This window comes from Cellulophaga sp., assembly GCF_039943695.1.
In the GTDB taxonomy this organism is placed as follows: Bacteria; Bacteroidota; Bacteroidia; order Flavobacteriales; family Flavobacteriaceae; genus Cellulophaga.
In genome coordinates this window covers 1-13,188 of record NZ_JBDVAA010000192.1, presented here as the reverse complement: position 1 = coordinate 13,188, position 13,188 = coordinate 1, and the positions used below count along the sequence as shown (strand labels likewise).

General features: G+C 31.2%; 12 protein-coding genes and 1 pseudogene. 11 read left to right on the top strand and 2 right to left on the bottom strand.

The features are described from left to right. Positions 1–19: 19 nt before the first annotated feature. A complete protein-coding gene (locus ABJD66_RS13790; protein ID WP_348132655.1) occupies positions 20–1,108 on the top strand; it encodes a serine hydrolase domain-containing protein in 1,089 nt (362 codons plus the stop codon). On the opposite strand, the gene gldA is transcribed toward ABJD66_RS13790, so the two are convergent. Next, a complete protein-coding gene (gene gldA, locus ABJD66_RS13785; protein ID WP_348132652.1) occupies positions 1,098–1,988 on the bottom strand; it encodes a gliding motility-associated ABC transporter ATP-binding subunit GldA in 891 nt (296 codons plus the stop codon). The two genes, ABJD66_RS13790 and gldA, sit on opposite strands and share 11 nt — an antisense overlap. Before the next feature lie 413 nt (positions 1,989–2,401). Between gldA and ABJD66_RS13780 the strand changes: the two genes are divergently transcribed. The 4 genes from ABJD66_RS13780 (at position 2,402) to ABJD66_RS13765 (ending at position 6,391) form a co-directional block, all read left to right on the top strand. After that, positions 2,402–3,229 carry a prephenate dehydratase gene (locus ABJD66_RS13780; protein ID WP_348132649.1) on the top strand — a complete coding sequence of 276 codons (828 nt, stop codon included), beginning with the start codon at positions 2,402–2,404 and terminating at the stop codon, positions 3,227–3,229. Next, entirely contained in the window at positions 3,226–4,371 is a 1,146-nt protein-coding gene (locus ABJD66_RS13775) for an aminotransferase class I/II-fold pyridoxal phosphate-dependent enzyme (RefSeq protein WP_348132647.1), read from the top strand. The genes ABJD66_RS13780 and ABJD66_RS13775 overlap by 4 nt, the downstream gene beginning before the upstream one ends. A 70-nt stretch (positions 4,372–4,441) precedes the next feature. Beyond that, the gene (locus ABJD66_RS13770; protein ID WP_348132644.1) at positions 4,442–5,302 is read left to right on the top strand and encodes a prephenate dehydrogenase; all 861 of its coding nucleotides are present in this window, start codon (positions 4,442–4,444) and stop codon (positions 5,300–5,302) included. Between the two features lie 6 nt (positions 5,303–5,308). Continuing rightward, a complete protein-coding gene (locus ABJD66_RS13765) occupies positions 5,309–6,391 on the top strand; it encodes a bifunctional 3-deoxy-7-phosphoheptulonate synthase/chorismate mutase type II (protein ID WP_100893777.1) in 1,083 nt (360 codons plus the stop codon). A 63-nt stretch (positions 6,392–6,454) separates the two neighbouring features. On the opposite strand, the gene ABJD66_RS13760 is transcribed toward ABJD66_RS13765, so the two are convergent. Beyond that, the gene (locus ABJD66_RS13760; protein WP_100893776.1) at positions 6,455–6,898 is read right to left on the bottom strand and encodes a hypothetical protein; all 444 of its coding nucleotides are present in this window, start codon (positions 6,896–6,898) and stop codon (positions 6,455–6,457) included. Positions 6,899–7,008: 110 nt separating this feature from the next. Here ABJD66_RS13760 and rsgA point away from each other — a divergent pair, with 110 nt between their 5' ends. From rsgA to ABJD66_RS13730, 6 genes and pseudogenes are all read left to right on the top strand, one after another. Further along, positions 7,009–7,962 carry a ribosome small subunit-dependent GTPase A gene (rsgA, locus tag ABJD66_RS13755; RefSeq protein WP_348132639.1) on the top strand — a complete coding sequence of 318 codons (954 nt, stop codon included), beginning with the start codon at positions 7,009–7,011 and terminating at the stop codon, positions 7,960–7,962. Continuing rightward, positions 7,959–8,411 (top strand): D-aminoacyl-tRNA deacylase, encoded by a 453-nt coding sequence (dtd, locus tag ABJD66_RS13750; protein WP_303540766.1) that lies wholly within the window; start codon positions 7,959–7,961, stop codon positions 8,409–8,411. The genes rsgA and dtd overlap by 4 nt, the downstream gene beginning before the upstream one ends. 64 nt (positions 8,412–8,475) lie before the next feature. Next, complete coding sequence (locus ABJD66_RS13745) at positions 8,476–10,389, top strand: DUF3857 domain-containing transglutaminase family protein (protein WP_348132635.1); 1,914 nt, start codon at positions 8,476–8,478, stop codon at positions 10,387–10,389. Positions 10,390–10,434: 45 nt separating this feature from the next. Continuing rightward, positions 10,435–12,450 (top strand): DUF3858 domain-containing protein, encoded by a 2,016-nt coding sequence (locus ABJD66_RS13740; RefSeq protein ID WP_348132632.1) that lies wholly within the window; start codon positions 10,435–10,437, stop codon positions 12,448–12,450. Then, positions 12,450–12,776, top strand: coding sequence for a nucleotide pyrophosphohydrolase (locus ABJD66_RS13735; RefSeq protein WP_100893771.1), 327 nt, complete (start codon positions 12,450–12,452; stop codon positions 12,774–12,776). Before ABJD66_RS13740 ends, ABJD66_RS13735 begins: the two co-directional genes overlap by 1 nt. Before the next feature lie 33 nt (positions 12,777–12,809). Further along, positions 12,810–13,188 (top strand): annotated as a pseudogene (locus ABJD66_RS13730) (3-phosphoshikimate 1-carboxyvinyltransferase); the annotation flags it as partial.

Sequence of the window (13,188 nt, the reverse complement as noted above, 5' to 3'; positions counted from 1 at the left end):
TAACTAAAGTTGTTTTACATTGAGTTTTAAAAGATTCTTATCTTATTTTACAAAAAGAATTAGCAGTTCTAAAGATAATGGTGTTGCTAATAATATTAATTACAGTAAGGTTGATGAGTTACTGCAATCGTTGGTAAATAATTCCAAAATTCCAGGTATTGCAATTAAGGCTACACAACACAATAAAACTATTTTTAATAAGGGATATGGGTTTTCTAACTTAGATAATAAAACACCTATAAACCCAGACGATTCTGTATTTAGAATTGCTAGTGTGTCTAAACCCATTGCAGCAACTGCATTAGCTATTATGGTGCAAGATGGTTTAATAGATTTAGAAGAGTCTTTTTATACCTATGTTCCTTATTATCCTAAAAAAAAGTACGACTTTACAATTAGGCAATTGGCTAGTCATACCGCAGGTATACGTGGTTACAAAGGTAAAGAGTATGGTTTAAATATGCCATATACTATTAAAGAGAGTATTGCTATTTTTAAGGATGATGATTTACTTTTTAAACCAGGAACAAATTACCATTACAATAGTTATGATTGGGTTTTATTGTCATTAGTTATGCAAGAGGCAAGTGGTGTACCTTTTGAAGAATATGTGCAAAAAAAAGTTTTAGAGCCTTTGCAAATGCAAAATACATATGCAGAGGTAAAAGAGGAACCTGTTTTAAATACAACAGCATTTTACTCTCAAAAAAGACTTGGTTTTAGAAAAGCATTGGAAGTAAATAATTATTACAAGCTTGCTGGTGGCGGATTTTTATCTACAACTACAGATATTGTAAAACTAGGAAACGCATATTTAAAAGGTGATTTTTTACAAGAAACTACACAGCAACAATTTTTAACAGCACAAGAAGTAAATGGCGAGTCTACCTATTACGGTTTAGGTTGGCAAGTAAGCACAGATAAAAAAGGTAATGCGTACTATGGCCATATTGGTAATGGCGTAGGCGGCTACTCTAACTTTTTTGTGTACCCTAAACAAGGTTTAGTAATAAGCATACTAACCAATTGTACAAATCCTAATATACAAGATGTTTTAGATGAAATTGTATTGGAGTTTGTAGAAAAAGCAAATGAGTCTACCCTGTAATCTCAGTAAATAAACTTTCTAAGTTTTTGTTTTTACGGCTAAGTTGTAATGTTTTTAATTCGTTGTCGTGAGCAAAGTCAAATACAGCAGGGCGCATATCTACATCTGTATTAAAAGTAATTTCATACACAAAACCAGCAGTGTTTTTAACAGCAACCACATTTGGCAACCTGTTTAGTAATTGCTCTTCAACCCTATAATCAAATTCTACTTCTATAATTTGTTCTTTAGCGTCTCTTAAGTCAGTTAATTTTTTATCAGCTACAACTACACCTTTATTAATAATTACAACACGGTCACAAACGGCTTCTACCTCTTTCATAATATGGGTAGATAGTAAAATGGTTTTTTCTTTGCCAATCTCTTTAATCAGTTTACGTATTTCTAATAATTGATTAGGATCTAAACCAGTTGTAGGTTCATCTAAAATTAAAACTTCAGGATTGTGCAGTAAAGCAGCAGCTAAACCAACACGTTGTCTGTATCCTTTAGATAGTTGGTCTATTTTTTTGTGAGCTTCAGGAGTTAAACCAGTTTGTTCTATAACTTCAGCAATTCTTGCTTTAGATACCTTATATACATTTGCGTTAAAAGCTAAGTACTCTTTTACATACATATCTAAGTACAAAGGATTGTGCTCTGGTAAGTATCCAATACTTTTTTGAACGTTAATTCTGTCTGCAACACTAAATTCGTTTACAGCAGCTTCTCCGCTATCTGCTAAAATATAAGTAGTAAGTATTTTCATAAGTGTAGACTTACCAGCTCCATTAGGGCCTAAAAAGCCAACAATTTCTCCCTTATTTATGGCGAAAGAAACGTTATCTAATGCTTTTTGGCTTCCAAAAGTTTTACTGATGTTTTGTACGGAAATAGACATACTTATATTTTTTTATCAAAAATAACGTAAATAAGTGAATTTTGTTTTTAAAAGGAATAGGAATTATAAGCCTTTTTTTGGTGTTAAGTTAATTACGATTAACGGAATTTTAACGTTTTAAAAAATTGATATCTTAATTATTTGTTAAAAAAATTATTGTTATATTAAATAATGTGAGAAGAGTGAAAAAAAATAATAATAAAATTTGTTTTTTAAATTTAATAATTACCTTAGCCGTATAATACAAGAATAATGAATACAAGATATTTCTGGAACGGTTTTTATTTTTACTTCTTTTTTAAGAGAGGTGCGGGACTGTTGTAGTATATTTTAAATATAGATATAAATTAAAGTCCCGTATATAACGGGACTTTTTTTATGCGAAAAATTGACGTTTAAGTAGATAAAAAGAAATGGCATTAAAAATTGCAATACAAGGTATAAAGGGGTCTAATCACCACCAAGTAGCTAATGAGTTTTTTGGTGAGGATGTGCAGTTGGTAGAATGTCTTTCTTTTGATGAGTTAATTCACCAATTAATGACTGGTTACGCAGACAAGGCGGTTATGGCTATAGAAAACTCTATTGCGGGTTCTATAATTCCTAATTATGCGCTTGTTTACAATAACGATTTACACGTTATTGGTGAGCACTATCTTAATATTCATCATCATTTAATGGCTTTAAAAGGTCAAAAAATTGAAGATATAAAAGAAGTGCACTCGCACCCAATGGCTTTATTGCAGTGTAAAGATTTTTTAAAAGCGTACTCGCACATTAAGTTGGTAGAATCTGTAGATACTGCAGAAACTGCACAGCGTATAGAAAAAGATAATTTAAAAGGTATTGCGGCTATTGCGCCAAAAGTTGCATCAGAATTATACAATTTAGAAGTTGTAGCATCAGAAATACAAACTATTTCTAATAATGCAACCCGTTTTATCATTCTTAAAAAAGAAAATAAAGAGTTGCCAGAGGAAGAGATAAATAAGGCATCATTACGTTTTGTTTTAGATCATAAGCGTGGGAGTTTGGCAGCCGTTTTAAATGTGATGAGTGATTGTAACCTAAACTTAACAAAAATACAATCACTACCAGTAATAGAACAACCTTGGAAGTATTCGTTCTTTGTAGATGTTACTTTTTTAAAGTATAAAGACTATAAAAAAGCCAAAGCATTGCTAGAGATAATGGCAGAAGAATTTAAAATTTTAGGTGAATACAAAAACGGAAGAGAATGAAAACTGCAGATAGACTAGAACAAATACAAGAATATTATTTTTCTAAAAAACTTAGAGAAGTACGTGGTTTAATGGCAGACGGTAAACCTATAATAAATATGGGAATTGGTAGTCCAGATTTAGCGCCTTCTGCAATAGTGGTAGATGCTATAAAAAATGCAGTAGAAGATGCAGGTGCACACCAGTACCAAAGTTACCAAGGCTTACCAGAGTTAAGAGAAAGTATGGCGGCTTTTTACAAAGCTAACTTTAATGTTACAGCAGATCCAGTTAATGAAATTTTACCATTAATGGGTTCTAAAGAAGGTATTTTACATATTAGTATGGCTTTTTTAAATGTAGGTGATGCAGCATTAATTCCAAATCCAGGTTACCCAACGTATACATCTGTTACAAATTTAGTAGGAGCAGAGCCTAAGTATTATGACTTGGTAGCGGAAAATAATTGGTTTCCAGATTTAGACGCTTTAGAAGAACAAGATTTGTCTAAGGTAAAAATAATGTGGGTATGTTACCCGCATATGCCTACAGGTGCTGTTGCAACAAAAGAACAGTTGCAGAAGCTAGTTGCATTTGCTTTAAAAAACAATATTTTATTGGTAAATGACAATCCATATAGTTTTGTTTTAAACAATGCGCCAACAAGTATATTAAGTATAGAAAATGCTAAAGATTGTGCTTTAGAATTAAACTCGCTTAGTAAAACTTTTAATATGGCAGGCTGGCGTGTGGGTATGGTTTTGGGTAGCGCAGAACATTTAAACGCGGTATTAAAAGTAAAAAGTAATATGGATTCTGGTATGTTTTACGGCATACAAAAAGGAGCTATTGCAGCATTAAAAAGTAGTAAAGATTGGTTTGCAGAATTAAATGAAATATACGCTACCCGTAGAGATTTAATTTTTCAGTTAGCAGATAAATTAAATTGTACTTATGATAAAAATGCAGTAGGAATGTTTGTATGGGCAAAGTTGCCAGCCGGTAGTGTTTCATCAGAAGAGTTTATAGATGACGTGTTATATAGTAAAGATGTATTTATAACGCCAGGAACAATTTTTGGTAGTAATGGAGAAGGTTATATACGCTTTTCTTTATGTGTTACACAAGAAAAAATAAGAGAAGCAATAAGTAGATTTAAATAAAGAAGTTAAAAGTGAGTTTGGTTAAAGTTTATATTACGACCAATAGCTTTTGTATCATATAAAATAAGTAATGAACGTATTTATAATTGGCATAGGATTAATAGGTGGCTCAATGGCCAAGGATATTAAAAGGATAAATGCTGATGCTAAAATTTATGGTGTAGATATTAATGATGCACACGTAGAAGAAGCATTGTCTTTAGGTGTAATAGACCAAAAGGCAAGTTATCAAGACTTGGAATTGGCAGATGTTGTAATTGTGAGTATACCTGTAGATGTTATGGTGGTAGAATTGCCAAAAATATTAGATGCAATTACTGATGATGCTATTGTTTTAGATGCGGGGTCTACTAAAGGTTTAATTTGTAAACAAGTAGAAAATCATCCTAAAAGAAGAAATTTTATTGCGTGCCACCCAATTGCAGGAACAGAATTTTCTGGACCATCTGCAGCTATAGAAAACCTGTTTAAAGGCAAAACAAATATTATTTGTGAAGTAGAGAAAACAGCATTTAAGTTGCAGGAAAAGGCTTTAGAACTTTTTAGAGAAATGGGAATGCGCATAAGATATATGAATGTAGAAGCGCATGATAAACACATAGCATACGTGTCTCATTTATCTCATATTAGCTCTTTTATGTTAGGAAAGACGGTTATTGAGAAAGAAAAAAATGAACGTGATATATTTGATATGGCGGGCAGTGGATTTGAGAGTACAGTACGTTTGGCAAAAAGTTCGCCAGCAATGTGGACGCCAATTTTTAAGCAGAATAAAACCAATGTTTTAGAAACATTAGAAGAATATATTCAGAATTTAAATGCCTTTAAAAAAATGATTGAAGAAGACAATTATAAAGGTATTTATGATGAAATGGAAAACGCAAACAAAATAAAAGAAATATTAAACGGAATACCCCAGAATAAAAATTAAGTAAAGATGGAAAATTCAAAAGAAATGAGAACATGGTTGGATGACATGAAACTAGATCATCCACTAGTAATAGCAGGGCCGTGTAGTGCTGAAACAGAAGAGCAAGTTTTAAAAATTGCTCATCAATTAAAAGATACCGATGTAAGTTATTATAGAGCAGGTATTTGGAAGCCAAGAACTCGTCCAGGGAATTTTGAAGGTGTAGGCTTGTTAGGTCTTAAGTGGTTGCAAAAAGTAAAAGAAGAAACAGGAATGAAAACCTGTACGGAGGTTGCAAATAGAGCCCACGTAGAATTGGCATTAGAACATGATATAGACTTATTATGGATTGGTGCGCGTACATCTGTAAGTCCGTTTATCATGCAAGAAATTGCAGATGCTTTAGCGGGTACAGATAAAATTGTATTGGTAAAAAACCCAATTAACCCAGACTTATCTTTGTGGTTAGGTGGTATAGAGCGTTTACATACTGCGGGAATTAAAAATTTAGGTGCAATACACAGAGGTTTTTCTACTTACGAGAAAACAAAATATAGAAACATACCAGAATGGCAACTGGCTATTGAGTTTAAAAATAGATTTCCAGATTTACCATTAATTAACGATCCGTCTCATATTACAGGAAATAGAGATATGATTTTTGATGTGTCACAAACAGCATTAGATCTTAATTTTGATGGATTAATGGTAGAAACTCACTTTGACCCAGATAATGCATGGAGTGATGCTGCACAACAAGTAACACCAGAAAAATTAGTGCAAATTATGCGCGATTTAAAAATAAGAAAAGAATCAGATCCTGAAGCGGAATACAATAAAGATTTAAGTAATTTACGTGCACAAATAGATGTTATTGATGCACAGTTAATTGAAACTTTAGGAAAAAGAATGAAAATTTCTGACGGAATTGGAGCGCTTAAAAAAGAAAAAAACGTTGCTGTTTTGCAATCTACAAGATGGAACGAAATTTTAGGAGCTATGATTTTAGAAGGTGAGTCTAAAGGCTTAAGTGAAGAGTTTGTTTTAAAAATGTTTAAAGCAATACACCAAGAGTCTATAAACCACCAAGAAAAAATTATTAAAGGATAATTTTAGAGATAAAAAAATCCCGATGTAAAATGCATCGGGATTTTTATAAAAAGGTTTAATAAATTATTTTTTCTTAAAAATATATCTGGTAATAAAAATACCTTTACCATCACCTTTACCAGCTTCACTTTCTACAGCACTAGTTACAAAGGCTAGCTCCCAACCTTCTGCAACCATTGCATTAATTTTTGAAGTTATAATGGCGTCATTAGCAGCTATATTTTGAAATCTGATTCCACCGATGTTATAAAAGTTAAGTAATTTAGTTTCATCAAAACCTTTAACTCTAATATCACCTCTTTTAGATTTGTTCCTTGTATTATCTTCTTCAGTCTGTGTAGAAGTATACTCTTTGTAATCTTTCTCTTCGTTGGCAGAAATTATTCTAGATCTTCCTAATCCGTTAGGAACAATAGACTCAACACTAGTAATAACTTTAAATTGTTGGGCAGATAAATCTACCGTTGATAAGCAAAGGATAAATGCAAAAAATAATAATTTTTTCATAATTGTTAATTTGTTTGTTGTTTATATATTTTTTTAACGATAAAAAAAAGACTGTAGTATAACACATATATTGTTTCTTTGTAAAAAGAAAGTAAAATAAAGAATACAAAATGATAGGAACTGTTTATAAATCTACTGGAAGTTGGTACACTGTAAAAACAGATGATGGTGTGTTTTATGACTGTAGGATAAAAGGTAAGTTCCGTTTAAAAGGTATAAAAAGTACCAATCCTATTGCAGTAGGAGATAAAGTTGTTTTTGAGCTTGAAAAAAGTGGAGATGAAACCAATGCAACCATTACAGAAATTAAAGACCGCAAAAATTACATTGTACGTAAGTCTGTAAACTTATCTAAGCAAACACATATAATTGCATCTAACTTAGATCAGGTTTTTTTAATGATAACGTTAAATAATCCGCAAACATTTACAAGTTTTATAGATCGTTTTTTAGTGACGGCGGAAGCTTATGGCATACCTGCAGTTCTATTATTTAATAAGATAGATTCCTATAACGAAGATGAGCTTTTAGATGTTAAATATTTAGCCGCATTGTACCGTAGTATTGGTTATACTTGCGTAGGTATTTCTGCAAAAACAGGTAAAAACGTAGATAAGGTAAAAGAAATGATGAAAGGAAAAATAAGTATGTTTTCTGGTCATTCTGGTGTAGGTAAATCTACCTTGGTAAATACTATAGATAAAGATTTAAATATAAAAACCAAAGAAATATCTGAACAGCATATGCAAGGGCAGCACACCACAACATTTGCAGAAATGTACGATTTGGATTTTGGAGCTCAAATTATAGACACACCTGGTATACGTGGTTTTGGAATAGTAGATATGGAAAAAGAGGAGATAGGTGACTATTTTCCTGAGTTTTTTGCTTTAAAAAGTGAATGTAAGTTTAATAACTGCTTGCATATAGATGAGCCCAAGTGTGCTGTAAAAGATGCGTTAGAGAATGATGAAGTTGCTTGGAGCAGGTATAAAAGTTATGTACAAATGATTACAGGTGAAGAGGAAAACTACAGACAGGATATTTACGGAGAAAAAAAATGAGAGCAGTAATACAAAGAGTAACAAGAGCAAGTGTTACTGTTAACGAAAAACTAATTTCTAAAATAGATTCAGGTCTTTTAATTTTATTAGGAATAGAAGCAGAAGATACTAAAGAAGACATAGATTGGTTGACTCGTAAAATTGCAAATCTCAGAATTTTTAATGACGAAAACGGAGTAATGAATAACTCTCTTTTAGATAGTAAAGGAGATGTAATAGTTGTAAGCCAGTTTACACTACACGCTGCAACAAAAAAAGGTAATAGACCTTCTTATATAAAAGCAGCAAAGCCAGAACTTGCAAAACCTTTATATGTTACTTTTGTTAAGCAATTAGAAACTACTATGGGTAAGTCTGTGGGCACAGGTGTCTTTGGCGCAGATATGAAAGTAGATTTACTTAATGATGGCCCTGTAACAATAATAATGGATACAAAAAATAAAGAATAATCGTATATATTTTTGTAGGTTTTTTAAGGGTTTTTATTAATTTAGGCTCAACCAAAACCAACCAATGAGAGTATTTTTTTTCTTTATATTATTTCTTTGCATACAACTATCTGAAGCACAAGAAATTAATCATCAGTCTTTATTAATTAATTCCAATTTAACCAAAAATGCAAATGCTGTTGTTAGGTTAGATCAAATGGATATTCATATTAGTTCTAAAACTAAAATGAGTATTAAATTAAGACGAATTGTTACTGTTTTAAATAAGTATGGAAATGGTGCAACACATGCGTCTGTGGGGTATGATTTAGACAGGAAAGTAGTTTCTGTACAGGCCTTAGTATACAATCAGTTTGGTAAACAAATAGGTAAGTTTAAAGAAAAAGACTTTAAAGATGTTAGTGCAGTAAGCGGTAGTACATTATACTCAGACTCCAGAGTAAAATATTTAGACTATACTCCAATAGCTTACCCTTACACAATGGAGTTTACTTATGAGTACACCAACTCTAATACTGGTGAATTAATACCTACTTGGTACTTTTTAGATTCATTTTATTTAAGTACAGAAAAAAGTAGTATCACATTAACTTATGATGATGAAAGCTTTAAGCCAGAAGTTAAGGAGCAGAATTTGACAGGTTTAGATGTTGAAAAAATAATAAAAAATGGAAGTACTTCTTATACAGTAAAAAATATACCTGCATTAAAAAAAGAAAGTTTAAGTCCGGCTTTTCATAAGATTTCACCACAACTGCAAATAAGACCTATAAACTTTACATATGGTGGTTACGATGCTTCAATAAAATCTTGGCAAGATTTAGGTAAATGGATGTACTCTAATTTATTAGTTAATAGAGATAAGTTACCAGAATCTACCATAAATACAATAAAATCATTAACAAAAGAAGCTAAATCCGATATTGAAAAAGCAAAAATTGTATATAAGTATGTGCAGGATAATACAAGGTATATAAGTGTACAGGTAGGTATTGGAGGTATGCAGCCTATATCTGCTTTAGATGTAGATAGGGTAAAGTATGGAGATTGTAAAGGATTATCTAATTACACAATGGCCTTATTACAGGCAGTTGGCGTAAAAGCATTTTATACTCACGTAGAGGCTGGTAATTATAAAGAAAGTTTTAAAAAAGATTTTGCATCACTGGCAGAAGGTAACCATGTAATTTTAGCAATAGAAAGCAGTGATAAGTATTATTGGATTGATTGTACGTCTCAGATACATCCATTTGGATTTTTAGGAGATTTTACAGATGGTAGAATGGTACACGTAATAAAGCCAGATGGAGGTGAGTTGGTACAAACGGATAGTTATGTTAATGAAAATAATTATCAGAAAACAGAAGCTCGTATTACATTGTCTAATACAGGAACAATTTCTGCAGATGCAGTTATTACTACAAAGGGAATACAGTATGATGATAGGTTTAGTATAGAAAGAAAGGCATCTACTGATGTTAAAAAGCATTATGCATCTTACTGGAGTTATATAAACAACTTAACTATTAATAATTATAATTTTTTAAATAATAGAGACAGTATTGTGTTTACAGAAAAAGATAGTTTAGAGGCAGTAAACTACGCTTCTGTAAGCGGAGAGAGATTGTTGTTTAGGGTAAATGTATTAAATAGAAATAATGGAGTACCAGATAGGTACCGAAGTAGAAAGTTGCCTTTAGAAATACAAAGAGGCTATTTAGATGAAGATGAGTTTAATATTTTGCTTCCTAATAGTTTTAAAGTTGAGGCAATGCCTAATGACACTTCAATAGAAAACGAATTTGGAATGTACAGTGTATCTTATAAGTTATCAGAAGACTTAAAAAATGTAGAGTACAAAAGAAAATTACTTATTAAAGAAGGATATTATCCAAAAGAGAAATACAAAGACTATCGTGACTTTAGAAAAAAAGTATCATTACTAGATAATACTAAAATTGTTTTAGCGAAAAAATAAACCAAAAGTTAGCTAAAACCCCACAACCAAATAACCCAATTTATTATGATTAAAAAATACAGTTTAGTAGTACTATTCAGTTTAACCATTAGCTTAATTTCTGCTCAAGATTTTGATTTTGGAAAAGTTTCATTAAAAGAATTAAAAGAAAAAGGTCACCCAATAGACTCGTCAGCAAATGCAGCATACTTGTATAAAAGTAAAAAATGTTATTTTAGATATTTAGATAATAGTGGTTTTGAGCTAGTAACCGAAGTTTTTGAAAGAGTAAAAATTTATAATAAAGAAGGGTATGATTTTGCAACTAAAGCAATACCACTTTATAAAGCATCACAAGGAAATAGAGAAAAAATAATAGGATTAAAGGCTGTTACTTATAACCTTGTTGGTAATAAAATTGAAGAATCTAAATTAAAGAAGGATGGAATTTTTGAGTCTGAGATGTCAGAGTTTTATGACCAAACAAAATTTACTATGCCAAACGTTAAAGATGGTAGTGTAATTGAATACAGGTATAAAGTTAATTCTCCTTTTATTTTTAATGTAGATGAATTTGTTTTTCAACATAGTGTACCAGTAAACAATTTAGAGTTTAGCTTTTCTTCTCCAGAATATTATAAGTATAAACTAAATTCTAAAGGGTATTTGGGTATTTACCCTAAAAAGACTAGTGTAAACTCTAGTGTTAATATTAAGAGTAAAACAAGGTCAGATATGCCATCTAAAACAGTAACAACAACTTTTAATAATGATAAAATAAATTTTATAGAAGACAGGCATATATATAGTTTAACTAATATACCAGCTTTAAAAGAAGAACCTTATATTAATAATATTGATAATTATAGAGCAGCCGTAAAGTACGAACTTTCTTATGTGCAATACCCAAATAGTATTCCTAAGTATTACTCTTCAACTTGGAAAGACGTTGTAAAAACAATTTATGATAGTCCTAGTTTTGGAGTAGAGCTAAACAAATCTGGCTATTATAATAAGGATATAGATGCATTAGTAGCTTCAACATCAGATCCAATACAAAAAGCGGCATTAATTTATAATTTTGTAAAAAGTAAAGTAAAGTGGAATGGTATTTATGGTAAGTACACATATAATGGAGTACGTAAAGCTTATAAAGAAAGTGTTGGTAATGTTGCAGATATAAACTTAATGCTAACCTCCATGTTTAGGTATGTAGGCTTAAATGCAAATCCTGTGTTGGTTAGTACAAGGGGCAACGGAGTTCCTATTTTTCCAACAAGAGAAGGTTATAATTATGTGATATCATCAATAGATACAGGTGCTGGGATAGTTTTATTAGATGCAACCAGTATGTATAGTATGCCAAATGTTCTTCCAACAAGAGTACTTAATTGGGAAGGTCGAATTATAGGTAAGGATGGTTTGTCGTCTACAATAGATTTATATCCAAATTCGCAATCATCTTCAGTTATTATGATGACAACAGAGTTGACAAATAATGGAGATTTGACGGGGTCTTACAGAAAAGTTGCTAAACTTCATAATGCAAGTGATTACAGACGTAATTACAATGAGTCTGACGAAGAAAGTTATATCGATGAAATTGAAAAGTCATTAGATATAGAAATATCTGATTTTGAAGTAAAAAATAGCTTAGATTTAGGTAAACCAATCTTGGAAAGTTATAAATTTGTAAAAGAGAGTCAGGCAGATGTTATTGGTGATAAAATTTATTTTTCTCCAATGTTTTTTTACAGATCTAAAAGCAACCCTTTTAAGTTAGAAAAAAGAAACTACCCTATAGATTTTAGTTATCCATCAGAAACAACCTATAGAATTATAGTTGAAATTCCTGCAGGATATAAAGTTGAAACTCTACCTGAGTCTAGAAATATTGGTTTGCCAGATCAGTTAGGATCTTTTAAATACAGTATTAATCAAAAGAATAATCAAGTGCATTTATTGGTTAAAAAGTCAATAAATAAAGCGGTTTTAACGCCAGAATATTACACGGCTGTAAAAGATTATTTTAAAATTTTAATGGAAAAAGAAAACGAAAAGGTAGTTTTAACAAAAATATAATGAACATAGAAAACGCACAAGAAGCCGTAGATAATTGGATTAAGGAACACGGAGTTCGCTATTTTAACGAGCTTACAAATATGGCTCAGCTTACAGAGGAAGTAGGTGAGGTGGCACGTATTATTGCGCGTAGATACGGAGAACAAAGCGAAAAAGAGTCTGATAAAAATAAAGATTTAGGTGAAGAACTAGCAGATGTTATGTTTGTTGTGCTTTGTCTTGCAAACCAAACAGGTATAAACTTGCAAGATGCTTTTGATAAAAAGTTAGATCTTAAAACAAAAAGAGATCACGATCGTCATCACAATAATAAAAAATTAAAATAAGTTCTTATTTTTAATCACTTAAAGTCTTTTACATTGAAATTACATTTATCAGCCCCAGAAAACAAAACATTAAATTCTGCTATTAAAATAACAGGAAGTAAAAGTGAGTCTAATCGTTTGTTATTGTTACAGGCCCTGTATCCAAATATAAAAATAGAAAACCTTTCTAATTCTGATGATGCAGTTGTTATGCGTAAAGGGATTAAGGTATCTAAAGGAGAAGTAGATATTCATCACGCAGGTACAGCAATGCGTTTTTTAACTACGTATTTTTCTTGTCAGGATGGTAAAGAGGTTGTGCTTACAGGGTCTAAACGTATGACAGAGAGGCCAATTGGTGTTTTAGTAGATGCATTAACATCTTTAGGGGCAGATATTACTTATTTAGAAAACAGTGGTTATCCTCCCTTAC